The organism is Candidatus Bathyarchaeota archaeon, from assembly GCA_026014735.1.
Taxonomy (GTDB): Archaea; Thermoproteota; Bathyarchaeia; order Bathyarchaeales; family Bathycorpusculaceae; genus Bathycorpusculum.
Map to the genome: position 1 here is coordinate 672,417 of JAOZHT010000002.1, position 23,257 is coordinate 695,673.

Here is a 23,257-nt window from a genome sequence, read left to right on the forward strand (position 1 = left end):
CAGCAGTTATGACTCTATATGTAGGAGACTAAAGTTTTTGGTGTTCTGCTTGTGGCATACTGCACAACCCGCCAGCAACCGCCTAAACAGCCTAAAGCGGAAAAGCAGCCGCTCCCAAAAGCCGCAGGTAGTTGTTGTGTAAAGGCGCCTTGCCCACAACACAACTAAAGAAAAAAGGGACCCGGCAAATTTTGACCAATCCAAGACAAAGCAGCAGACTCATCGTAGAACACCCCAAGTCCACCTGTCAACCCCAAAAAAACCCAACAAAGTTGCCGATTAACTGCATAAAATTGAAGCCTAACCCGCCAGTATATAGCACTCCGACAAGGACAGTTAACCAAAGGACGGTTGCTGTGGCTTGCTTTTTGTCCTGCGCCAGAAAAACGTTGGCGTAAATGAAGGGTATGTACCAGTTCTGGAAATACGGCAAAAAGAAGCTGGGCACGAGCAGGAAGAGCGCTGAAAGCGTAAGGAGACGATTTTTGTTTAGCATATAGAGCGCATAAACTACTGTGGCGGCAAGCGTGAAAAGCACAGCGAAGGCATGTATATTCCATGTGATTTGGGGGCGAGGCGCAAAGGCGTTGACGCCGTTCATGACCATTTCAGGTCTAGTCCCCATCAGATAGGGTGCACTTACGTATGCAGTGGCGCCGCTGATAAGCAAGAATATTGTCCCCAGCACCACCGCCCAGTTACGCAGCAGGCGGGGTAGGCTGTTGTTTTTAAGGAGCATCAAAATCCCCACAATCATCAAAGGAAACAAGAAAAGCGCCATTTGGTACTTGATGAAAATCGAAACAGCGATAAACAAAAAGAACCTGTCGTAGCGGCCGGTCATGAACATGAAGACGGCGAAAAGCGAAAAAAAGAAGGCGACAGAATCAAACATGCCGTTGGCAGCGTAAATAACCAGCGACAAATAAACAATCAGAAAACCCACCAGTTTTAGGCTCACATGAATGGGCTGCTTTAGGAAGTAAACCATGAAAAAGAAAAGGCAAACATGCGCAACAAGCAGGAAAAACGAGATTTCCAGCTGGAAAACCAGAAGCGGCAAGACCCCATTCTGCAACATAACCCCAAACGGCAAGAAGATGAAGATGCTGCCCAGCGGATAAAGATGCGACATTTCAGGCCACGTTACAAACATGTAAAATGAGTTATCGTGGCTTGCAAGCGTTTCCAGCGGTTGCCCAAACACGGCGAAGCCGTCTTTGAGGAAAAGGCTTGAAACATACGAATGGCGAGCATGGTCAGTGTACCAGTTCTCCAGGGTTCCAAGAGAATTCGGCGCAAGCGCAGGCAAAAGCACCCAGGTAGCCAAAAACCAAAACGCAAGCGAAACCCCCACAAGCGCCAACAATCGGCGTCGATCAACCCCCTCAAGCGAGGGCAAAGAGGTCTTGATGGCCTGATTAGAAATCAACTTTGAAAGACCCCCACCTAAAATCGCCAGCGTCGCCAAAGCTAAACCGGCGACAAAGAGGATTTTGCCTGCCAGGTTAAGTGCCTCAAAGGGGAAAAGAACCAATGGACGCTCCACTTGCGCTTCGAAGTGGATTGTGCCTGATTGGTTTGTGGAGAAAACGGCTTCGTAGTAGTCTGCGGCGGCTTGGAAACTGTAGGTTATGTTTTCGGATGTGGTGAGGTTGTATCGGGAGCCATTGTAGGTGGATAGAGAAAATTCTTTGACAAATATGTCTGAGCTAGTGGCGGTTAAGGTGAGTTTTTCGTTTCCTTCGAATGCTCCTAGCCCTTGATGGTGGATTTCATGGGGACTTAAGCGGAAGGTTTGATTAACCATCACGTTTGACCGCGTGTGGATTGTGGCAGCGGGGTAGATGCTTACGACACCGAACATTACCCCCAGCACTAGCAAAGCCAATGCAGCAAAGAAAACAACCCTAAACTTGCCGTCTACTTTAAGCCTCAAACCGCCAGCCTGTCCTCTCACTAAAAATGGTTCCAGCTATATTTTAATTAATATCCAGATAAAAAACGAATCTAAGACCGCAGAACAGCCCTGAAAGTGTAAGACAGAAAACTCTCTATTTCCGTCCAAGTCAGCTTAGATTTACCCCGCTTCCGATTCACAAACAACACCGGAGTCTCCTTAACATGAAAATTCCGCAACGCAGCCTGCCGAACCGTCTCAATCTGAATTTCATAGGTGTGGCTATGCAGGTTCCCGATGACTTCCCGAAGAAACCCCGTGGAGTAACAGCGAAAGCCGCTGGTGCAATCCTGCAGTTTCAGCCCCAAAGAGGCCCTTGCGATGGCGTTGGCGGTTCGGCTGATGATTTTACGTGACAGCGGCCAGCCGTCTATTTTTCCTCCTCTGCTGTATCGGCTGCCGATAACTATGGCGGATTCGGATTCCCGCATGACCTCTAAGAGTTTTGGTATGTCTTTGGGGTCATGGGAGTAGTCAGCGTCCATAGTGAAGACGTATCTGGGCGGTTTGGGGGCTGAGAGAAAAATCTTAAAGCCATCCGTGATTGCGGTGCCTAACCCCGATTTTTTTGGTCGACAAAGAAGCACCAGATTCTCATAGTTGGCTTGGTTTTGTTTGACGATGTCAGCGGTTGCGTCGGGGCTGGAGTCGTCGATGACCAGAATCGCCGCGTTTAAATTCAGCTGCTGAATATCCTTTATCAAACGGGCTATGTTATCTGCTTCGTTGTAGGTGGGTAAAATCACGCCTATCTCGCTGTTTGAAGAGAAATCTCCAGATAATTGGTCGCCCATAAATTTCTCAACTTATAGCAGTGACTGTAAATTAATAAACCTTAACGGGCTATTCAGGCTGAATCTTTTGCCTTCTGCTTCACTAAATAGTATTTGAGGGGGTGGTAGATGCGGCGGCAGAGTTCGTCGCGGTTTTTGCATACGCCATGGGTTTGCAGAACCGAGCACTGCGGCGGCGTGTAATGTGTGCCTGAGCCGCGTTCGCCGGCGATGTGTTCGATTTGGTAGCGGGTTAAGCGTTCGTTGTAATCTGAGAAGGTTTTAAACATCTCGTTGACGGCTTCCGCGGACATGCCGATGTTAACCAGAAACGAGGTTAAGGTGAAGCGGCCGATGTGGCTGAGGTGATGTGCTGCGGCGGCGTCGGCGTAGAGCGCGTTTATGCAGGGTGGAAACGCTGCTTGCACCACGGTTTTAGGCATCTCTTCCACTTCCTGCCCCATGATTTGCTGCGCCAACTCGGAAAGGTGGTTGGCGATGAGGTTTATGTCCTCGGGGAGGTTTTTGAGGTCGCCGATGTCGAGGCGTTTTTCCACGCGGCTTTTGATTTCCTCCTGCAGGAGCCGTGCGGCTTTGTCTTTGCCGAGGTAAATCATGCCGTGGTCGAGGATTTGGTTGGTGAGTTTCCAGGTTGCGCCGTGGAGGTGCCCGGCGTTTTTGAGGTAAAAATTGAAGCCCAACTTGAAGTCCTTGTAGGGTGCGCCATCGTTTATGTCCCAGCTGAAGTCCTGTGCAACCGCGTAGATTTTTTGTTTAGAGGCTTTCTCGAGTCGCAGCTGGGTGTAGGCGGTTTTGGCGACGGCGAGGGCGTAGCGTTTTTTTATCCAGCTGTTTTTGGTGGCGATAACCAGAATCAGCGAGGCTGCATACGAGGAGATTTCGGTGCGTTTGTCCCGTGCGGGTTCGCCGGTGTGGGCTTCCATGATGGCTTTTTCCACGCGGTTTTGGGCGCGGTCCAGCACTTGGGGGTCTTCGGCGATGTTTTGGATGGTGAGTTCGAGTTCCTGGATTTTGCTGGAGGCTTTTTTTAGAAAGGGATATTTGGCGTAGTCCTCGACGGATAATGCAGACGCCAACTCCATGGGTTGCCGCACTATTCCGTTTCGATTCTTGGCGCCAAAAAGAAGGTGAGTTTGCCCTCTTTAGTTTGCTGGAAATCGATTCTAATGGGCATATCCGAGCTGAATTCGAGGGTGGCGATGTCGCTTGTGGCTGATGCGGCTTTGATGATTTCGCTGAGGTAGCTGAGGCTGAAGGTGGCTTTGGCGTTCTCTTTGACTTCGAGGTCGAGGAGTGCGTCGCTGCCTTTGGGGATGATGATGTTTGCGCCCATCAAGTCGCCCGATGCGGAAAGTGTCATTTTTTCTGGGTCTGCTTCGATGCGTACGTGGTCTGAGACGAGCTGGGCGTCTTCGATGGCTTGGCTTAGCCCCGACGTGGTGGTTTTGGCTTTGACGTTGAAGCTGATTTTGGGCGTCGGCACCTCTTCCTCGGATGCTTCCAGCGTGGGCATGGTGAAGTTGCGGCTGTATTTGCCTGTGATTTTGACGAGGAGTTTGCCGGTTTTGTCGTCGAGGGATAATTCGACGGCTTCGTCTTTTCCGGCGCGTTTGAGGAGTTTTAAGAGTTCGCTTATGTTGAGGCACATTTTGCTGGGTTCAGCTGCTTCGTACTCTTGGAATATGGCTTTGGGCCATTCGAAGTCGATCATGGCGACGCGGCTGGGATCCATGGCGCGTAGCTTGAGTCCATCGGGCTCGACTTTGAAGGTTGCTTCGTCCACAAGGATGGAGATGGCGGTTGCCATGTCTCTTAGGAGCTTTGCATCTGAAACTTTAAGCTTAAACATGAAGTTTATACCTCTCTTCCTCGCCTATGCATACAGTACAGCGTTATATTAGCTTATCAGTACAGTCTTCCAATATAAATTTAGCCTGCAAAAACCCCCAAAACAGCCGCTTAAGCCGCAAAGGGCTACATACGCCCAGTCGCTGTTGCTCTGCCACCTCTACCCCCCCTCTATTTATAGGCTAAATCGGCGATGAGGATGTAGGCAACAGAAAACAGTGAACAGCGCAGTGCAGTCGGGCACTAGCATGGCCCATTCGGTATATTCGCCCGTAACAGCAGACAACCCAGCCGGCTCCTATAAACCGTTTTGTACCCTACACGACCCCACGGCGGGGCCAAAAGCCCGCTGATTTCCAAGCAGCTACCTGGCATCTTCAGATCGCATCTCATCCCGCGGCCTCTGACCCTTAGGCGATGATTACTTGTGCTAGCGCAAAATTTTAAATGATTACTGCACTAGTAGTATTTGCGAGTAAGTGCCTATCCGAAGCAATGATGCCCGCACGTGTGGGATGGAAGCACTAGGATAGGGTTCGCAAAGGTGATGCCTCTGCAGACAACCAAACAAATAAAAAACAAACTTGCAACCCTGATGCCTACCCTGCAGCAGACATACCACGTCTCATCCATCGAAATCTTCGGCTCCTACGCCCGAGCAGAGCAATCCCAAAAAAGCGACCTGGACCTACTCATAACCTTCTCAAAGCCCTACAGCCTCTGGGAACTACTGGACGTAAAAGAGTTTTTAACTGCAAAACTTCGGATAAAAGTGGATTTAGTCCCAAAGGACTCGATTAAACCAATACTGAAGGAACAAATCCTCCAAGAAGCCATCCCAATATGACAAGAAGCTACGCCCTATTTCTCAAAGACATCTATGATGCGATTGATGAGATAGAGCAATTCACAAAAGACCTAACAGAACAAGACTTCACCAAAAACAGGTTGGTTGTCCGTGGCATAATAACTGACTTAATCATTATCGGGGAAGCGGTAGACAAAATTCCAAAGACCGTCAAGTATGAGTTTCGGAAGATTCCTTGGCGGACATGGGAACGAATGCGCGAAACCAGAAACGAGCTAGCCCACGAATACTACAACGTAAAACCCGAAGTTTTATGGTCAATAGTGAAATATGAGCTTCCGCCTCTAAAACCACTAATTAAAGAAATGATTGAAAAAGAAACATAAGGTGCTTGTCAATGGATGATTTCCCAGCGTTTATGAAAAACCCCCAAAACCAAGTCCCCGCCCAAAACCAATACAGCGATGGCATCGAAGGCTACTACTACACCGCCAACAACGGCGCGCAAATCGCTTTTTGGACCGCCCACACAGAAGGCACCAGCAAAACCCACAGCCACCCCTACGACGAATACGTAGTCTGCATCCAAGGCAAATACACCCTGCTCATCGGCAACCGCGAAATCGACCTATTGCCCGGCGACGAATATCACATCCCAAAAGACACACCACACGCCTGCAAACGCACGGCAGGAACAAGAACCATCCACGCATTCGGAGGACAACGCATACAAAAATAGCCTCAACAAAACCTGACCAAGCTACCAAGCCCACCAACAAGTAAAAACCGCCAAACCATAAAAAAGAACACGACGAATGGCTTATAGCCTCAATCAGAAAAAGGAAATTCGTTACCAAACTTCGCCGTATTGTCATTTTAAATTACGTGGAATTCAGGAAGAGTTGTATAAGACCTATTATTGATGTAATTAGTAATCCTGATGAAGCGATAAGCAAACCATAAAGAGAGTATAACTCCTCTTTGGACTTACCTAACATCGAAAGAAAACTCGTTGCTGGATGTCTATATTGATTGGGCGGCGAGTAAATGTCCACATTAGCTATATGGGCTGAAAATAGTGTAAAACCCGGTGCAAGAACGTTCGTAGTTAGGGGATTGCCCTCTTCATTCTTATTAATTATAGTTTTTTCGTCTGGTTGAAGAGGCTTAACTGGGTATTTAAACTGGACAAACTGATCGTTTGGTGGCTTCATTATGATATAAAGCGTGTCTCCCGGAAAAGGTCGTGAATCTAGATTAGTTATCTCCCATGAAACTTCAATCTCGGAACCTACCACTATTCCCAATATGTTTCTAGGTTTTATTGTCCCTTTTAAGCCAATTTTGAAATTGTTTGATTGCGCTTGTGCGCCTCCTTGCAGCTTACTTGGATATGGGCATCCCAAAGTTTTATCGCCGTTTGTTTCTGGTGCAACAGAAGGATTGTTTGAAAGTTTGTTTTCGGCTACGTTGATGTTATCCTTCCAACTACGTAAGACCTTATCAATTTCTTCTGAGTTCATCCCAGTTACTTCTAACTCACAACCATTACATTTTAACGTAATTTTATGACTAAGTGGTGTTTGCGTTAGTTCTTCTTTCTTGCTTCCGCTTAGGCGTTCTCTTTCATGGATAACGTATGTTGCAACTATGAAGATACTGACAATCATAAATAGGGCGAGAAGGAAAGCCATCCAAGCAAGTTTTATAGCAAGCCCAAAAAATACCTCGCCGCCAGCGATATTCAAAAGGCTGAAGAAAAGGAAAATAACTATTAAGGGAATGTTCGCCAATACAGTAATGATAAAGGCTACTGTTTTACGGTCATCTTTGGAAATATTCGTTAAAAAAATGCCGCTAAAAGTTGCCATAAACCCTATTATGACACTCGTTGACGCAATAATTCCATTGACTACCGTAGGCGCTGTTTGAGCTGAAATCTCATTTAGCGTCGTCGTATTGGTGATTGTGTCATTTATTGAAATGCCCCAGTTTGTTATAACGTTAACTCCTGAGGTTGTGTGAATTCTAATAGTAACAACAAACCACATCCAACCAACCATAAACCCAATCAGGATTGCGAAAATAATAATCCCGGCAACGGTTGCTAGTAAGGAGCGCTTCATCTCTTTTTCCTCAAACTATCCTTTCAATCGTATTACAGCTATAAATTTTTGCATCGCTATGTTACTTGCTATATACGTACCATTCAGGCTATGGTGACTTTGCTAATACCCTGTAAAGGGGCTTTCGATTTTATACTATCGTTACCAAAAACCAAATATGTCAAACTATACCAGAGCTATTTGAGACAAGCGTATGAAGATTAAGCAACCTCAATCTAACGACCCTATAGTATCACTTTGGCATCATCTGGATGAGGCAGAGTTTGCATTTAGGAATTGTGCTGCCAACAAGCATAATGCCACTTCTATTATCTACGCTTCTAGTCTTTTAATAATGCCGAACGTGGTTTTGGCTGGTGTAAGATTAATTGATCGATTAGTTGATATTGCAAATCTCTATCCCAATTGTATTTGTCTGGTTAGGACAACAACCCCCGAATATTTTAGGGGAAGAATGAGGCTTTTGCAGAAAACGGCTCTTGACACTTTGAGAAACAAATGTTATGTTGTTGTTTTTTCTCCTTATCGAGAGTTTTTGAATCATGCGAAGTTTCTACTTTATTATAATTTTTGTTTATCCGAACAGGTTGTTCAATACGGTACTTTCTTTGGCTCCACCAATTTCACTTGTGTTGGACTTGGGCGTAATGCTGCAATGAGAGGAAATTATGAGGAATTTGCCGAAAGTAGAGATTTAGTAAAAAAAGCCTATAAAACGAATAGCAAAGACAGAGATTACTTGAAAGAGATTTTATACCTGATTAACTATAAGGCTTGGCTGTATACCGATTCAAAGTACCTAGAAAACCATGTATCTGAGCATCTTAAATCTATTGAACGACTGCTTGCTCAAGAGCCGGTTCACTATCAGTACTCCGAAACCAATAGGTTTAGAAACTATTTGCTGTCAACGGTTTCGTACAATCAAACGTTAGCTTTACTTGATGACATACCTGGCAAAAGGATTACTGAAAAAATAATTGAGGAATTAACTTCTGTTCATCCTCCCGAGGACCCCTTTGAAATAGAAGCCCTATCAGGGAACGAAAACTTGCCTGATTCATTGAAAGGTTATGGAGTTGTTCAGAACTACGAAGATTTGACCAAAAACAACATCAAAGCGCTTACGCTTGCATCAAATCTGATTAGAGAAAGGTATTTGCCAAAAATACATGAAATAAAACAATACGCAGACGAACGAGAGAAAGAGTTGATCAACGATCTAGAAAAGAATCATTCTAATCGTGCAACAAATCTTGAGAGTATTATAAATCCCTCAAAATACACTTAACAGTAAAAGATCGTCCGATGGTTGCAGATCGTTTTGACAACCGCGTCTTAAGTAGAGGGGTAGTCTTTTTTGTTTATATGTCATAAAGTATAAGTGTATGTGTGTTTCCTTAATTGGAAGCTGGTCGTGAATAACGTGAACGTTCCTAAAGAAATCAACACGTACTGTCCTAAATGTAAAGCTCACACAATCCACACTGTATCCCTCTATAAAGCCGGTAAACGCCGAGCCCTCGCGCGGGGCGAACGCCACCATGAACGCGAAAAGGAAGGATACGGCGGACAAAAGTATCCGTTGCAGCATGAGTTTGCTAAAACCACTAAGAAGCAGACTCTGCGTATGAAGTGCAAGAAATGCAATTTCATGTACCATAAAGACGGTATACGCCTAAGGAAACTAGCATTAGTTTAGATTTATAGGAGAAAAAAGTTATGTCTGATTGGAATAAACTTATCCCCAAGCCCCGAAGCGTGTTTCTGCGCGTTAAATGCCAGAAATGCGGCAACGAGCAACTCGTCTTCAGCAACACAGTTAACAAAATCAGCTGCAACGTATGCGGCGAAGTTTTAGCTGAACCCACCGGCGGAAGAGCAAACATCAACGGCGAAGTCCTCACCGTCCTCGAGTAGGAGACCGCCAAGATGGCTGAGCGTAAGCCCCAATGGCCCGAAGTCGGCGACCTCGTCATCGCCACCATAGAAACCGTCACGGACTACGGCGCTTACGCTAAACTCGACGAATTCGACAAACGCGGCCTTCTACACGTATCCGAAATTTCTTCCTCATGGATCAGAAACATCCGCGACTTCGTGCGGGAAGGACAAAAACTCGTCCTCAAAGTTCTCAGAGTCGACCACGATAAAGGCCACATAGACCTCTCGCTGCGCCGCGTCACCAAACGGGAACGCATCGAAAAAGTCATGTCCTGGAAAAAAGAACGCAAAGCCGACGCATTACTCCGAGGCGTCGCAGAGAAACTGGGCATGACCAGCGAGGAAGTTTACCAGAAAGCCGGCACCGTCATCGAGGCAAAATATGACCTCTACGAGGGCTTCGAAAAAGCAGCCATCGAAGGCCCCGAAGCACTCACCGAAATCGGCGTTCCCCAGGAAATCGCGGAGGCCTTCAGCCAAGTCGCCGAGGAACGCATCCACGTAAAGATGGTCAAGGTGCGGGGCGTACTGGAAATCAAAGTTTCTAAACCCAACGGCGTAAAAGTCATCAAGGAAGCCTTCGGCAAAGCAAAGGGCGAAAAAATCAAGGACGCCAAAATCACCTTCTACGTCATCGCCGCCCCAAAATACAGCATCGAGGTGCAGGCGGAGAACTATAAACGCGCAGAGGATGTTATCCAGAAAACCGCCGACAACGTCATCGGCAACGTAACCAAAGCCGGCGGACAGGGCACTTTTAGAAGGGAAAAATAGTGGTTTGGCAGCTACGCCGATGCGTAAAATGCAGCGCATACACCCTCAACAAGACGGTGTGCCCAGTATGCGGCGGCGCAGTGCATATTCCTCATCCACCCAAATTTTCACCCGACGACAAATACTTCAAGTACCGCATGGCGGCAAAAAGGAGCCAAGAAAGTGAAGGAAACCTACATTAAAGAATTCGCGCAGATCCAACCCAGCAACCCCGTGCTCATCGAAGGCCTGCCCGGCCTGGGCCTTGTGGGCAAAATCGCGTTGCGCTACCTCATCAAGCAGCTGAAAGCCAAAAAAATCGCTTACCTCTACTCCCCGCATTTCCCCTACTTTGTGCTCGTAAACAAGAAGGGCGACGTGCGGCTGCTACGCGGCGCATTCTACTACTACCAAAACCCCAAAGGCAACGACATCCTCCTCTTCACCGGCGACAGCCAATCCCAAACCATCGAGGGACAATACGAAATCGCCGACCGCATGCTCGACTTCTCTGAGCGCCACGGCGTAAAAACCATCGCCACCATCGGCGGCTACCGCATGGAACCCAAAGAGAAACCCAAAGTCTACATAGCCGCAACCGACCCCAGCCTACTCCAAAAAGCCCTTGACGGCGGCGCCACCCTAAGCGAATCCGGCAGCCCCATCGTCGGCACCGCAGGCCTCATCCTGGGACTCTCCAAATTCAAGCAAATCGAAGCCATCTGCCTGCTCGGCGAAACCCGCGGTTACCTCCCCGATCCCCAAGCCGCCAAAAGCGTTCTTGAAGTGCTCAGCGCCACCTTCAACTTCGACCTTGACCTTAAAGGCCTAGACGAGGAAATCCAGAAAGCCGAAACCATGGTGACTAAGCTCCAGCAGATCGAAGCCAAACGCGTGCTTGAAGCTGAAGAAAACCGCAAGCAAGAAGACAAGAAAACCACCTATATTTCCTAAACAAAATTTTCTTTTATTATCTCCACTGTTCTCTGGGCAGCATGGCCGCCGCCAAACGGAGACGCAGAGGGCAAGGGCGTTTCTGATGCAAGCGCCTCGTTCATGGCTGCTAAGATGCGGTTTTTATCTGTACCCACCACCCTGGCAAAGCCTGCCTCCGCAGCTTCGGGGCGCTCGGTGCTGAGGCGAATAACCAGCACGTGCTTGCGAATTTGGGGCGCGGTGGCTTCTTCCTGGATGCCGCCTGAATCAGTGATAATTAAGCGGCACATCTTCTCCAGCATCAAGAAATCCAGGTACCCCAGCGGCGGCAAAACCAGCACGTTAGGCATCTCCATGAGCGCGGAGAGTTTGCCGTTTTCCTCCAGCCGCCTTTTGGTCCTTGGATGCATCGGATAAACAATGGGCAAAGGCGACTCCTCAAAAACCCCGATGAACGACTCCAAAACCGCGGGGTCATCCACATTCTCGGCGCGATGCGCAGTCGCCAACACAAACTCGCCAAACCTCACCTGCTCCATTATCCTCGATTTCTTCTCGGCAATCGGCAAATGCTCATTGACGGCGTCGATGGCGGTGTTGCCGGTGAGAAAAACCTTACCCCACACCTTCTCATCTTCCAAGTTAGCGATGGCGCGCTGTGTGGGCGCGAAGAGATAGTTGGATATGTGGTCGGTTAAGCGGCGATTATGCTCCTCGGGCATGCGTAAATCAAAACTCCGCAGCCCAGCCTCCACATGCCCAATCGGAACCACCCGCTTATTCGCCGCCAACGCCGCAGAAAGCACCGTGTTGGTGTCGCCTTCAACCAAAACGATGCTGCATGGGTTCTTTGACAGCAACTCATCCATCCGCATCATGATCTCAGCGGTCTGCGCACCCGGCGAGGAAGACTCGATTTTAAGCCAGTGACTGGGCGCGGGCAACTCGAGGTTTTCGATGAACTGCTGAGCCATGTTGTAGTCGTAGTGCTGGCCGCAGTGCACAAACATGTAGGGCAAAGCCGCTTTCTGTAGGGCGCGGATGATAGGCGCCATCTTAATTATCTCGGGTCTAGTCCCGGTTACCACAACAACGGGCTCCACGCCATAAGCCTCCATCTACGTCTTCTTTAAAGAACCCTCTCGCGGCTCATAAACCGTGCCCTCACGCAGCAACTGGCTAATCATACGCTCAATTTCTCCCCGTGGAATCTTATGCTTGGTCTCCAACTCGTTAACTAAGGCATCACGTTCCACGATGCCGGTGACCTTCTCCATCTCCATGATAGTGGAGATCACTATGCCCAAGCGGTCACGGATACTCTTGGGGCGACCCGTCATAATCAAGTCAATGTCCACTTTGAAGCTGGATAAGTCGATGCCGACTTCCTCAAGCGAGCGTTTCATGATAGCTATGGCTGCTTCTGCATCCTCCGCGGTAACTGTGGGGCGCAGGGCAACGCGTGCGCGGGCTTCGGCGACGCGGACAAGCGATTCAAGCTGGCGGGCGGTGATGGCGACGGGTGACCCCTCGGTTTCGCTGGCGGAACGCATAGCTAAGTAGAAGTCGCTTAGCCGCTTAAGTGCATCCTCGCTGAGTTCAGGCTTGACGGATTTGGAGTAGCTGACGTATTTGCGCAGTAGTTCAGCGTTCACTTGGGCTTCGACGGGGCTGAGGCCTTTGCGGTGCATTTCTAGGATGTGCCGCGACATTTTGCTGTCTGATTCCTTGTTAGGCACGTCGCGCAAGACGAAGATAAGGTCGAAACGGGAAAGGATGGTGACTGGTAACGAAATGTTCTCGGCGACGGTGCGGTTGGGTTCATAGCGGCCTAGCGAGGGGTTGGCGGCTGCCAAAACGGCTGTACGGGCGTTAAGGGTGGCGACGATGCCGCCTTTCGCGACGGAAACCGTGTGCTGCTCCATGGCTTCGTGGATGGCAACGCGGTCCTCAGGACGCATTTTGTCCATTTCGTCGATGCAGGCAATTCCTTTGTCGGCTAGCACCAAAGCTCCTGCTTCCAGCGACATGGAACCGCCTTTCTCGCGTACGACGGCTGCGGTTAAGCCTGCTGCGGTGGTTCCTCTGCCTGAAGTGTAGAGTCCACGGGGCGCAATACGGGAAACATACTGGAGCATCTGGCTTTTTGCTGTCCCAGGATCTCCAATTATTAAAGCATTCATTTCGCCTCTGATGTTCATGTCCGGAAGGCTTCTTGAGACTCCTCCGAAGAGCAGATACATCACTGCCTCTTTGAGGTGCTCGTTACCAAAAATCGAGGGTGCAATGGAGGCGATGATTTTGCTGTGGACTTTGGGGTCGCGGGAAAGCCGCAGAATCTGCGCTTCTTCCTCGGGGGTGGGTGGCGAGGTTTCTGGTTCTTTGCCCAGTAGCTCCACGGAGTTGGCGTCAAGCTGCAGGATGAAGGTGCGTAGTTTCCCCATGCCCATAAGCGAAGGCGCAAAGGCGCGTACGATACCTACGATTGAAACGTGGTCTCCGGGGCGGGCGATGTCCACGATTTCGTCCCCGATGAGTTTAACCGCCAAAACACGTGGCAACTGCCCAGGCGGGAGGTCTTCGGGTTTTTCCTGCAGCCGCAGGTCCTGTGAGTCGATGAACTGGGATTCTTCTTGGCTGAATTCGAAGGGGCCATCTCTGCCGCAGTCAGGCGCCATGCACACGGCGGGGGCTTTGAGGAACTGTCCTGTCTGCTCGATGTGGTTTACGGTGCCGCAGCGTTTGCATTTGAAGGCGGCGATCTGCACCATCGGACGCACTGGTGTAGCGCGGACAACGATGCCTTCTATCATCACAAGGCGACTCATGTTTCGTGAGCCTAATCGGCGGAGCTGCTCTTTGCCCAGCAGCTTGACAACGCGGACGATGATTTTCTCGATTTTCTCTGCGTATTCGGCATCTTCGATTTTAAGTTGGTCGTAGGCGCCTTTGCCGGCGTGCTGGAGGTACTCTTCGGGTTTAGCCAGCAACAACTCAGCTAAGGCCTGGTCGAAGTTGTAGAGTTCCTCAAACTCTATGGTTAATGAGCCTTTGCCGCTTATGGCGAGTTGCGCGATTCTCTCTCTGTATTTCTCTTTTTTGAAGAACTCTTGGAATCGCTGCTGGGGATCCATCGCTTCCAGCGTCATTGCTTATCTGCTCCGTTCTCGAGAATTCTTGCTTTCCACTGAGAGATGATTTTGACAAGCTGCTCGTAGAGGATTTTCTCCTCCTTAGTAAGTTTACCTATAACCTGTTCACCTTGCCCTGGACCCGCTGCAAGAGCAACGATTTTTTTGAGGCGCAAATTGGTTATGTCCCGTGCCAGATGCTTGGTGCGGTCGTATTCCTGGAATTTTTCTGACTGCTGGGTTTGCGCAGCTTGATCTTTTAAGTCCCGTAGGAACCTGCGGACTTTGGGGTAGAATTCACTGGGTAACTCGCTGATTTGCCCAGGGATGCTGCTTAGTTCCTTCCATTGGGCACGGTTGAGTTTGGTGCCGTCAAGCATGTCTTCCTCGCGGAAATGCACCAATCCAACAGAGGCGAGTTCTTTGGCTACCCAGAAGTAGATTTCGTAGTCGTTGCCTTCGTCGAAGGGACCCACGGTGAGGCCTGCAAGTTTGATTTCGGGGACGTTGCGGTTAGCTACGATTTTAACCATGGAGTTCTCGTAGCAGAAGTCCAGTGTATGGATTTTGTTTGCCGCCAGATGCTGTCCCTCTCAATTTCCCCGTATTTTTGGGGTTCACAGTATAGCATAAGTGATTGTTAAGGCTTACTGGTCAATGCCTCAGGGAAAAAACTGTTGAGCTCACGTGCATTTTTTTTCTCTATCCCCCTTATTTATAGTCTCAGCACCTGTGGAGAGCAGAAATGCGGGGCTAGGTGCTTGTTAGCTGGGCCGGCATGGTGCTGGGAATCTGTTGGGTTCTGCTAAGCGGGGATTTGCAGTTGTTTTTCGCCAGATTTCGCCTTCATTATGGCGGCGAGAAGTTCACCCATGAATTTGCTGGCGTTCAAAAATTCTATCTCCACAGGCTTATCCTTCGAATCAAAGTTAACGATGACCTCGCCATGCTCCTCCGCGTATGCAATCTGCTTATTGCTCAACAGGATACTGAGCGTATCGCCCACGCCATCATAAGTTACTTTATTCATATCGCTGCCTCTTAGCTGGATATAACGTAACAACCAAGATGTTATTATCAGTTTCTTCATAAATAACTCGAAGTAAAAGCTCGTCTGTAAGAGCTGATTGAGCTATTTTTCGCCCAAAATACCCCTCGGCTATGCTGTCTGGCTTTCTCACGGTTTGAATAGCTTTTTCTTCCGTGAGCTGTAATTCTCTCAACCGTTTTAGCTTTTCTTTAGCATGAAGGGATAAGCTGATTTGTTTCTTGTTACCAGCTCTAAGATTCAAGCAAACCATCTTACTGGATTAGTAGTATACTTGGGTTTTGCTTAAGAGCTTTTAACCAGAGGCATTAATCACGGCCATAATCCGAGTGTCTTATTGCATTTGCAACTCTCCACGTCCAGCATCAACGCCTTGGGAGAAAAAATCAATTTTAGGAAAACATTTAGTTTTCACTGTGAATATACTCAGGTAAGGTGCTGTGCAGTGGAATCTGTAACTGATATTCTCAGCAATTTCCGGGAAAACAACAGATGGATAAGCGAAAACTATGAACAACTAAAGAAACGATACGACAACCAATGGGTCGCCGCCCTAAACAGCGCCGTAGTTGACCATGACAGCGACCTTAAAAAGCTCGTTAAGAGGCTAAAAGCAAAGCACCAAGGGGTCTACAACCAAATCGCCGTAGAGTATGTCACTTCCGAAGAGACAGACCTCATATTTTGATTGAAGGCCCTGATCTATGGCCACAGCCCCAGCGTTTTTATCGCGTTCGCTACCCTGCCCACGCCAAGCATCAACGCGCCCGTGCGCATATCGCTTTCCTCCCGTGCCACCACCGCCTCCACGTCATTGAAGGCCTTGGTCATTTTGGCTTCAAGCTTCTGGTTAACCAGCTCCAGCGGCCACTGCTCCCGCGTCAGGTTCTGCACCCACTCAAAGTAGCTGACGGTGACGCCTCCGCTGTTGGCAAGGATGTCGGGGATGAGGCAGACTTCTTTTTCATGCAGGATTCTGTCGGCTTCGGGCGTGGTGGGTCCGTTGGCGGCTTCCGCAACCATTTTGGCGCGGATTCTGTCGGCGTTTTTGGCGGTAATCTGATTCTCCAGCGCCGCGGGTATGAGGATGTCGCAGTCCAGTTCCAAAAGTTCCTCGTTGGAGATGCCCCTGCAGCCGCCGTAGCCCTGCACGCTGCCGGTTTTCTCTTTATGCGCCAAAACATCGGCCGGCGCCAGTCCCTGGGGGCAATAAATTCCGCCTGTGCTGTCGCTGACCGCCACCACCCTGCAGCCGATTTCCCGCGCCGCCTCCGCTGCATGGTAGCCCACGTTGCCAAAGCCCTGAATCGCCACGGCGGCGTCTTTGAGTTTTAAGCCGTTGTTGGCGGTGGCTTGCTTGACGCAGTGGATGACGCCGCGTCCGGTGGCTTCATTTCTGCCCCAGGAGCCCCCGACCTCGACGGGTTTGCCCGTGACGGATTCGGGGATGCGGTAGCCTTTAAGTTGGCTGTAGGTATCCATTATCCACGCCATCGTCTGCGCGTCAGTGTACATGTCAGGCGCTGGGATGTCCCGCTGGGGCCCAATGTACTCGTAGATGAGACTGATGTAGCGGCGGGTTAGCCTTTCCAGTTCGGGTTGGCTGAGTTGTTTGGTGTCCACGCATACGCCGCCTTTGGCGCCGCCGAAGGGGATGTCGGCTATGGCGCATTTCCAAGTCATAAGCATCGCCAACGCGGTTACGTCGTTTAGGGTGATGTTGGGGGCGTAGCGTATGCCGCCTTTGAAGGGCCCCCTTGCGTCCCAGTGTTGCACCCGAATGCCTTTGAAGACGCCTACTGAGCCGTCGTCGAGGTGGATGTCCATGCTGACGGTTATGGCGCGTTTGGGGTGGCTAAGCATGCTATGCAGCCCCGTGTCTAAGTTGAGTTTTTCGGATGCAAGTTGAAGCTGGGAGAGCGCGACTTGTAGGGGGGTGCTGGGTTGTGACATAATGAGCCTTCTGTATTAGTCATAATTGGGGTTGGTTAAATAAGACTTCGCTTGGCTTGTTTTCTGTGTTTGGGGGATGCTTTTGTATACAGCTAGTCTGCTGCATTATTTACTTGACCATAAGCAGAGCTATTGACCTCTATAGTAGATCATATGATCACTAAAATAGATCAATACTCGAGGGTTCAGCTAAAAAAAGACTAAAAAAGAAAAGAAGGAAGAGGGAAGTTTAGAAGTCAAGGATTTTCTTGACTGCGTCGTTTTCAACTTCATGCGCCAGCGGAATCCCAGTTACCTGAGTCGCCAACGTACTCAGGCTCATCAAGTCCCCGCGGCCCAGCAAACCAAGGTTCCATTTACGGTTACCCGCCAACAACTGCTTAAGCCCCACACCGACACGATCAGTAAGGTAAGTGTAGACGCCCACGCTTTCCAGCGGAATCTCCTCGGTCCGTTTGCCATATTTGGCTTTGAGTTCTGGCAGCGCAATGAAGAATTTGTCTGGGGAGGCGCCGAATTTGTCAGTGAAGCTCTTGGGCAGTTTGCCTTCAGCTGCGAGTTGCTTGTAGTAGCTGGCTTTCATGGCTGCGGTGATCGGGGAGCGCCCCATAAGGACTGCTTTGACCAGTGGGCCCTGACCGAAGTTGCTTAGCGCTATGGTTTTGAATATGCTGGTTTCCTCGATGAAGCCGCCTGCCATCACCAAGTCAGGAACGTACTTGCCCTTCTTCTTTAGGATCTGGGCGCACTGCATTACGAGTGCCTGCAGGTAGAGGGTGGGGATGCTCATTTCATCCATCATGGGCACGGGGCTCATGCCGGTTCCGCCGCCTGCACCGTCGAAGCTGAGCGCATCGATTTTTGCTTCGGAAGCCCACTTCATTGTGTAGGCGACTGCGCTGGGTCTATATGCGCCTGTTTTAAGGAACACCTTCTTGGCGCCACTGCTGCGTAGCCAGTCGATGTCCTCGAGGAAACCTGCCTCTTTGGGGATGCCGACTCGGCTGTGGCGTTCAAAAGTGTTAAAGACGCCGTCTTTGAAGGCCTGCTGCACCACGGGGTCCTCGGGGTCGGGGATAACGATGTAGCCGCGTTTCTTGAGCAAGATGGCTTTTTCGATGTTTTTGAGGCGTACTTCGCCGCCGATGGCTTTGGCGCCCTGTCCCCACTTACGCTCGATGATGTTAACTTCAAGCTTGGAGAGTGCATATGCGTCGATGCCGAGTCGCTGGTCCTCCACGTTAGTCTGGATGATAACATCGCCGTATTTGCCATCCCAGAACCTTCGGAAGGACTCAACCCTGCGTTTAAGCTCGGGGGAATGGGTGACTTTGCCGCCTGTCAACTCAGACTGCACATCCATGCCCGCGATGTTTTCGCCGATGGTTACTGAGACGCCGGAGAGCGCTGCGCCGATGGCTAAGGCATCCCAGTTGGCACGCGCCACCTCGGTGGAGCCGAAGGCGCCGGTAAGTATGGGCAGCTTAAGGGGCATGCCGCCGACGACGACTTCGGTGTTGGCGTTGGGGAAAATCGCGGCTTCGGAGGTTTCCTCTATGCCCTGCGCTTCGAAGAGACCGGCTTGGATGCTGAGGTGGGACCAGTCTAAGCCGAAGTTTTTGAGGGCGCCAGCGGTGCTGGTTCCGAATTGGCTGGGTTCGGGGTAGAGGGCTTCTCTTCCTCGGAAGGCTGAGAGGCTGATTTCACAGAGCACGGGGCAGTCGCGGATGCAGATGGGGCACATGCCGCTGATTGTGCTTGTGTCTTTTACTCGGGTGTTAGTTCCAACGGTTGATTTTCCGTTGAGGTAGGAGCTGTTTTTTTGCACTCTTTCGCTCATTTGTTCAATTCTCCACGGTGTCAATTCACTGGATAAGGTTTCAGTGCGTTTGTTTACTATTTATGGTTATTCAACAGTATATATACGAAAAAAACGCTTCATATACGAAATAAATGGACAAACGTATAAACCTAGACATGACATAACAAACAAAAAAAGCCTCAAAGAAACTGGATATTTGTCTAAAACTTAGTCAGATACTGCTCAAACTGTTTCCTATCGCGCAGACACTGTGGACACACACAGCTAAACGGCAGATTCTTCGTCGGACACAACTCAATATAGCTGCAGCCCTTACAGGGAAAAGCCTTACCGCAGCGCACACACGCCTGCAGAAAAACCACCTCGTCGCCAAGGATCCCGCTGACGGCATCGATGATTTTTTCGATGTTATTGAAGCTCCCAATCGAGAAAAGCATCTTGTCGCGGCTGTACTCAAGCCCCAGATGCATAAGCTCCACAAATTTCTCTCGGTCCAGACGTGGAAGCTTAAAGCCCTTGCCGTTTAAAACAATAACCAAGCCTAGTACCTCCCCAGCTTAACTAGGAAATCCACTTCTTCGGGTGTAAACTTGAACCACGCTGCAAGGGGGCTGCTGCGTTTCTTCTGCAGAATCGCCCTGATGTAGGGGACAAAGTCATGTTTGGCGGTTTCAACGGAGACGTGGCATTGTTCACCGATTTTGCTGCATATGACATCGAGTGTGGTGCGTTTGCCTTTGGTCCAGAATAGGGTGATGATGCGGATGGGCGGGGTGATGAAGCTGAAGGGTTTGTAGCTGGCGGGGTTAACGGCTGCGGCTTGGGCGAGGCTGTTGTAGAAGTACTTGAGCAGATGCCAGTTTTCGGTTCCGATTCTGCCCCTAAACAGGTCCGCCCGCGACACGTAATCGTAGGCTTTTGCTAGCTCGTTGGCGTCGCTGTAGCGGCGCGGCAGGTTGTCGCTGACGGATAACAAAAAGTCATCGTAGTCAACGCTTGAGTAGCTTAGCAGCCGCGAAGCCTCCGCGATGGAGGGCGAGGCAAAGTAGCCTCGAAGCGTGTCATCCATGCTTACGTCTTTGCTGCGGCTACTCAGCATCATCGTGTCCTGCAGGGTTAAGGCGTGGTTTTCTTCGGTGAGGCTCTGCAGGTCGTTGACGGCTGAGCGCACGTCGCCTCGGCTGTTCTGTGCGATGCGTTCAAGCGCCTCAAACTCCGCCTGCACATGTTCAAGGAGGCAGATTTTCTGGAGCAACGCAATGATAAGAGGGATGCGGACCTGCTGGAAACGCACCAGCAAACACTCTTTTTTTAGGGGACGCAGCTTGTCGATGTCGGGGTCGTTTGCCGCCATAACCACCGGAATCAGGGATTGCTCGATGATTTTTATGATGGCGCTTACTCCGCCGCGGTCCTCGTTGCCTGCTATGCCGTCAACCTCGTCGAGAAACAGTACGTTGCCAAGGGGCTTGTCTGGTTCCCCGGAGAAGCTGTCCAGCGCCTTGTAGGAGGTGGCGGGTTTAGCGACGGCGTTTATGGCTTTCTCGCTGCGGGTGTCGCTGGCGTTCATTTCGATGACGTTGAAGTTAAATTCATGGGCAGCCGCCAGCACCAGCGTGGTTTTGCCTACGCCTGCGGGTCCATAGAGCAACACGGCTTTTTTGGTGTGCCGCTTGTTTTTAAGCCACTCCAGAAACAGCGCCTTAGCTTCGTCGTTGCCTACTACGTCATCGATTTTTCTGGGGCGGTACTTCTCGACCCAGAGCAGGTTACTCCGCTGCATAGCTTTCCTCTATACCCTTACCGAATTTAGCGAACTGCGCCAGAAGCGCGCTAAGCTGGATGTCGCTGTTGGCGCCCTGCGTGAGGCGGTAGTCATATTCCCCGATTACGCCTGACAGGTCCGCTTTCTGCTGGGCAGTTAAATCAGACATCTTAAAAATTTCCCGCTGCACCTGCCGGATGATTTCGGAGCCTGAAAAGCCAAAGTTGCCCATGATGTCATACATGGTTTTGCGGGCTTCGATGAAGTCGCCGTAGAGTGCCTTGCGAATCATCTTCTGCACCTGCATAGGGCTGGCTTCACCCACTACCAGCAGCACGGTTTTCTCATCCACCACGCCCTCCTTGTAGGCAGAGGCGGTCTGCAACGCGTTTATAGCGTGGCGCAGGTCCCCCTCGGAGTAATCCACGATGCGCTCCGCGGCTTCCGGCAGCAAATCCACATGTTCCTGCTTGGCAAGCCAGATGAGATGCTCCTTCATGGCTTGGCGGTCGAGGCGGCTGAAGCGGAAGATGGCGCATCGGCTCTGGATGGGCTCGATGATTTTGCTGGATTGGTTACAGATCAAGATAAAGCGGCTGGTGCGGCTGCCGACTTCCATGATGCGGCGCAGCGCAGTCTGGGCGGGACCCGTCATCTGGTCGCATTCGTCGAGGATAATCAGTGCGAAGGGGATGTTGCCTCCAAAGCCCGTGCGGCTGTAGCGGCTAAAGTCTTTGATGCGGTCGCGGACGGTGTCGATGCCGCGTTCGTCGGAGGCGTTGAGTTCCAAGGTGAAGCTGCGCCAGTTGTCGCCGTAGAGGGTATGCGCGATGGCGAGGGCAATGGTGGTTTTGCCTGTGCCTGGGATGCCGGCGAGCATGAGGTGCGGCATGGTTTTGGGGTTTTTCATAAATGCTTTAAGGCTTTCTTTGATGTCTTTTAAGTCGACGACTTCGTCGAGTGTTTTGGGGCGGTACTTCTCAACCCACATAAGCGCTTCTTCAGATGATGACATAAACGGAACCTTCCAGGATAAATCAGTACAATAACCCCGACATAATTAATTTAACTTTTCCTGTGTTGCCGAGAAGTGCTTATCGGTTAAACCAGCAGGCCCATTGGACTGCCGTGTATACTTTACGCCCTCTACTGCAGATAAAGACACTTGCCTTTTATGTCGTGTTGGCTCTATGTTGCAGTGCTTGGGACCAGCCAAATGGCAAACTTTTTTTAGATTAATCCGTCAATAGAATTGAGCAGCTATGAGAACACTTGACGACTTTAAAAGGCAGCTTGAGCTCCTCAAGCCAGTCCTGGAAAAAGACTATCAAGTGGAAACTATAGGCATATTCGGCTCGTATTCTCAGAACTGCCAAAACCAGAAAAGCGATTTAGACCTCCTAGTAACCTTTCATGAGCCTAACGACATTGACTTAATAGATTTTATTGCCCTCAAACAGTTTTTAACCCGAAAACTCAAGGTGAAAGTTGACTTAGTTCAAAAAGGCGCTCTTAAATCCCGAATTAAGGAAAGAATACTGCAAGAGACAATCTATGTATGACAAGAGATACCAAGCTTTATCTGGAAGATATTTTGAAGGCTATTCACGAAGTGGAGGATTTCATGAGCAATCTTTCATTCGACGATTTCTTGACAGATGCCAAAACCATAAGGGCAGTAACAATGGACTTCATAGTTATCGGTGAAGCAACTAAATATATCCCCCTAGAAACCAGAAGATGCTACCCTGAAATTCCCTGGTCAAAAATTGTCGGAATGAAAAACATATTAACACATGATTATCCAGCCATAAAAATTGAAGTTTTATGGAAGACAGCCAAGAAACGCTTGCCCGAACTCAAACCAGTGATTGAGGAATTAATTAACGAAAAATAAAGTAATTAGGCTTTAACTTGCACTCTTCCCTTTAAATCTTCAACTTCTTTGGGCACCCAATTTCCTCACTGAGTTTTTTTTCTCAACCGATTTTGCTGCCTTCCACTATGTCCTTCTCCGGCTGCAGCACCGACACGTTGCCCTGCGCGTCCTCCGCCGCCAGAATCATAGCCTGCGACTCCAGCCCCGCCAGCAACCGCCGCTGCAGATTCAAAAGAAACACAAATTTTTTGCCCACCATGTCCTCGGGTTTGTAGTATTTCTGCAAACCTGCAATGCATTGACGTTTTTCTGTACCGAAGTCCACTTGGATTTTTAGCAGTTTCTTGCTTTGTGGAACCGCCTCTGCCTCAACGATTTTGCCGACTCGCAAGTCAAGCTTTGAAAAGTAATCAAACGTTATTTCTTCTGGCTGCTTATTTTCTTCTGCCATGCCATTTCACGCTTAAGCGTAGTTACTGCCTTTGGGGAT

Annotated in this window: 28 protein-coding genes; 12 read left to right on the plus strand and 16 right to left on the minus strand. The window is 49.7% G+C overall.

From position 1 onward, the window contains the following. Window positions 1-247 precede the first annotated feature (247 nt). The 4 genes from NWE93_09265 to pcn all read right to left on the minus strand — a co-directional run bounded on the left by NWE93_09265 (window position 248) and on the right by pcn (window position 4,603). A complete protein-coding gene (locus NWE93_09265; GenBank protein MCW4000416.1) occupies window positions 248-1,939 on the minus strand; it encodes a hypothetical protein in 1,692 nt (563 codons plus the stop codon). Window positions 1,940-2,010: 71 nt separating this feature from the next. Continuing rightward, window positions 2,011-2,754, minus strand: a complete 744-nt coding sequence (locus tag NWE93_09270; GenBank protein ID MCW4000417.1) for a polyprenol monophosphomannose synthase — start codon at window positions 2,752-2,754, stop codon at window positions 2,011-2,013. 53 nt (window positions 2,755-2,807) lie between these two features. Then, window positions 2,808-3,836, minus strand: a complete 1,029-nt coding sequence (locus NWE93_09275) for a hypothetical protein (protein MCW4000418.1) — start codon at window positions 3,834-3,836, stop codon at window positions 2,808-2,810. Between the two features lie 11 nt (window positions 3,837-3,847). Then, window positions 3,848-4,603, minus strand: a complete 756-nt coding sequence (pcn, locus tag NWE93_09280; GenBank protein MCW4000419.1) for a proliferating cell nuclear antigen (pcna) — start codon at window positions 4,601-4,603, stop codon at window positions 3,848-3,850. 546 nt (window positions 4,604-5,149) lie between these two features. On the opposite strand from pcn, the gene NWE93_09285 reads away from it, so the two are divergent. Genes NWE93_09285 through NWE93_09295 form a run of 3 tightly spaced genes read left to right on the plus strand, consistent with a single transcriptional unit; the run spans window position 5,150 to window position 6,149 of the window. Further along, window positions 5,150-5,449: a nucleotidyltransferase family protein gene (locus NWE93_09285; GenBank protein MCW4000420.1), complete on the plus strand. Its 300-nt coding sequence runs from the start codon at window positions 5,150-5,152 to the stop codon at window positions 5,447-5,449. Beyond that, window positions 5,446-5,796 carry a DUF86 domain-containing protein gene (locus NWE93_09290; GenBank protein MCW4000421.1) on the plus strand — a complete coding sequence of 117 codons (351 nt, stop codon included), beginning with the start codon at window positions 5,446-5,448 and terminating at the stop codon, window positions 5,794-5,796. The genes NWE93_09285 and NWE93_09290 overlap by 4 nt, the downstream gene beginning before the upstream one ends. Before the next feature lie 11 nt (window positions 5,797-5,807). Further along, on the plus strand, window positions 5,808-6,149 hold the full coding sequence (locus NWE93_09295) for a cupin domain-containing protein (protein ID MCW4000422.1): 342 nt from the start codon (window positions 5,808-5,810) through the stop codon (window positions 6,147-6,149). A 142-nt stretch (window positions 6,150-6,291) separates the two neighbouring features. Here the strand turns inward: NWE93_09295 and NWE93_09300 are convergent, their stop codons facing one another. After that, entirely contained in the window at window positions 6,292-7,536 is a 1,245-nt protein-coding gene (locus NWE93_09300; GenBank protein ID MCW4000423.1) for a hypothetical protein, read from the minus strand. Between the two features lie 193 nt (window positions 7,537-7,729). Here NWE93_09300 and NWE93_09305 point away from each other — a divergent pair, with 193 nt between their 5' ends. The 6 genes from NWE93_09305 to NWE93_09330 all read left to right on the plus strand — a co-directional run bounded on the left by NWE93_09305 (window position 7,730) and on the right by NWE93_09330 (window position 11,187). Beyond that, window positions 7,730-8,827: a hypothetical protein gene (locus NWE93_09305; GenBank protein ID MCW4000424.1), complete on the plus strand. Its 1,098-nt coding sequence runs from the start codon at window positions 7,730-7,732 to the stop codon at window positions 8,825-8,827. Between the two features lie 135 nt (window positions 8,828-8,962). Beyond that, entirely contained in the window at window positions 8,963-9,238 is a 276-nt protein-coding gene (locus NWE93_09310; GenBank protein MCW4000425.1) for a 50S ribosomal protein L44e, read from the plus strand. A gap of 20 nt (window positions 9,239-9,258) precedes the next feature. Next, window positions 9,259-9,456, plus strand: a complete 198-nt coding sequence (locus tag NWE93_09315) for a 30S ribosomal protein S27e (GenBank protein ID MCW4000426.1) — start codon at window positions 9,259-9,261, stop codon at window positions 9,454-9,456. A 12-nt stretch (window positions 9,457-9,468) separates the two neighbouring features. Further along, window positions 9,469-10,254, plus strand: coding sequence for a translation initiation factor IF-2 subunit alpha (locus NWE93_09320; GenBank protein MCW4000427.1), 786 nt, complete (start codon window positions 9,469-9,471; stop codon window positions 10,252-10,254). Further along, the gene (locus tag NWE93_09325) at window positions 10,254-10,436 is read left to right on the plus strand and encodes an RNA-protein complex protein Nop10 (GenBank protein ID MCW4000428.1); all 183 of its coding nucleotides are present in this window, start codon (window positions 10,254-10,256) and stop codon (window positions 10,434-10,436) included. Before NWE93_09320 ends, NWE93_09325 begins: the two co-directional genes overlap by 1 nt. Then, window positions 10,417-11,187, plus strand: coding sequence for a PAC2 family protein (locus tag NWE93_09330; protein ID MCW4000429.1), 771 nt, complete (start codon window positions 10,417-10,419; stop codon window positions 11,185-11,187). The genes NWE93_09325 and NWE93_09330 overlap by 20 nt, the downstream gene beginning before the upstream one ends. Here the strand turns inward: NWE93_09330 and wecB are convergent. The 5 genes from wecB to NWE93_09355 form a co-directional block, all read right to left on the minus strand. Beyond that, window positions 11,184-12,287: a UDP-N-acetylglucosamine 2-epimerase (non-hydrolyzing) gene (gene wecB, locus NWE93_09335; protein MCW4000430.1), complete on the minus strand. Its 1,104-nt coding sequence runs from the start codon at window positions 12,285-12,287 to the stop codon at window positions 11,184-11,186. The genes NWE93_09330 and wecB overlap by 4 nt on opposite strands. Then, the gene (locus NWE93_09340) at window positions 12,288-14,318 is read right to left on the minus strand and encodes a minichromosome maintenance protein MCM (protein ID MCW4000431.1); all 2,031 of its coding nucleotides are present in this window, start codon (window positions 14,316-14,318) and stop codon (window positions 12,288-12,290) included. Further along, on the minus strand, window positions 14,315-14,833 hold the full coding sequence (locus NWE93_09345; GenBank protein MCW4000432.1) for a hypothetical protein: 519 nt from the start codon (window positions 14,831-14,833) through the stop codon (window positions 14,315-14,317). The genes NWE93_09340 and NWE93_09345 overlap by 4 nt, the downstream gene beginning before the upstream one ends. Window positions 14,834-15,105: 272 nt before the next feature. Then, the gene (locus NWE93_09350; protein MCW4000433.1) at window positions 15,106-15,330 is read right to left on the minus strand and encodes a DUF2283 domain-containing protein; all 225 of its coding nucleotides are present in this window, start codon (window positions 15,328-15,330) and stop codon (window positions 15,106-15,108) included. Continuing rightward, complete coding sequence (locus NWE93_09355; protein MCW4000434.1) at window positions 15,323-15,592, minus strand: DUF4258 domain-containing protein; 270 nt, start codon at window positions 15,590-15,592, stop codon at window positions 15,323-15,325. Before NWE93_09355 ends, NWE93_09350 begins: the two co-directional genes overlap by 8 nt. A 201-nt stretch (window positions 15,593-15,793) precedes the next feature. Here NWE93_09355 and NWE93_09360 point away from each other — a divergent pair, with 201 nt between their 5' ends. Next, window positions 15,794-16,036: a DUF5678 domain-containing protein gene (locus NWE93_09360; GenBank protein MCW4000435.1), complete on the plus strand. Its 243-nt coding sequence runs from the start codon at window positions 15,794-15,796 to the stop codon at window positions 16,034-16,036. Between the two features lie 14 nt (window positions 16,037-16,050). Here the strand turns inward: NWE93_09360 and NWE93_09365 are convergent, their stop codons facing one another. The 5 genes from NWE93_09365 to NWE93_09385 form a co-directional block, all read right to left on the minus strand. Then, complete coding sequence (locus NWE93_09365; GenBank protein MCW4000436.1) at window positions 16,051-17,301, minus strand: Glu/Leu/Phe/Val dehydrogenase; 1,251 nt, start codon at window positions 17,299-17,301, stop codon at window positions 16,051-16,053. 229 nt (window positions 17,302-17,530) lie between these two features. Further along, window positions 17,531-19,141, minus strand: a complete 1,611-nt coding sequence (locus tag NWE93_09370; GenBank protein MCW4000437.1) for a glutamate synthase-related protein — start codon at window positions 19,139-19,141, stop codon at window positions 17,531-17,533. A 182-nt stretch (window positions 19,142-19,323) separates the two neighbouring features. Next, window positions 19,324-19,662, minus strand: coding sequence for a hypothetical protein (locus NWE93_09375; protein MCW4000438.1), 339 nt, complete (start codon window positions 19,660-19,662; stop codon window positions 19,324-19,326). 2 nt (window positions 19,663-19,664) lie between these two features. After that, window positions 19,665-20,906, minus strand: a complete 1,242-nt coding sequence (locus NWE93_09380) for a replication factor C large subunit (protein MCW4000439.1) — start codon at window positions 20,904-20,906, stop codon at window positions 19,665-19,667. Next, a complete protein-coding gene (locus NWE93_09385; protein MCW4000440.1) occupies window positions 20,893-21,903 on the minus strand; it encodes a replication factor C small subunit in 1,011 nt (336 codons plus the stop codon). Before NWE93_09385 ends, NWE93_09380 begins: the two co-directional genes overlap by 14 nt. 247 nt (window positions 21,904-22,150) lie before the next feature. Here NWE93_09385 and NWE93_09390 point away from each other — a divergent pair, with 247 nt between their 5' ends. Beyond that, on the plus strand, window positions 22,151-22,450 hold the full coding sequence (locus NWE93_09390; GenBank protein MCW4000441.1) for a nucleotidyltransferase family protein: 300 nt from the start codon (window positions 22,151-22,153) through the stop codon (window positions 22,448-22,450). Between the two features lie 32 nt (window positions 22,451-22,482). After that, entirely contained in the window at window positions 22,483-22,785 is a 303-nt protein-coding gene (locus tag NWE93_09395; GenBank protein MCW4000442.1) for a DUF86 domain-containing protein, read from the plus strand. Window positions 22,786-22,867: 82 nt separating this feature from the next. Here the strand turns inward: NWE93_09395 and metG are convergent, their stop codons facing one another. Then, window positions 22,868-23,218 (minus strand): methionine--tRNA ligase subunit beta, encoded by a 351-nt coding sequence (metG, locus tag NWE93_09400; protein ID MCW4000443.1) that lies wholly within the window; start codon window positions 23,216-23,218, stop codon window positions 22,868-22,870. Between the last annotated feature and the right edge of the window lie 39 nt (window positions 23,219-23,257).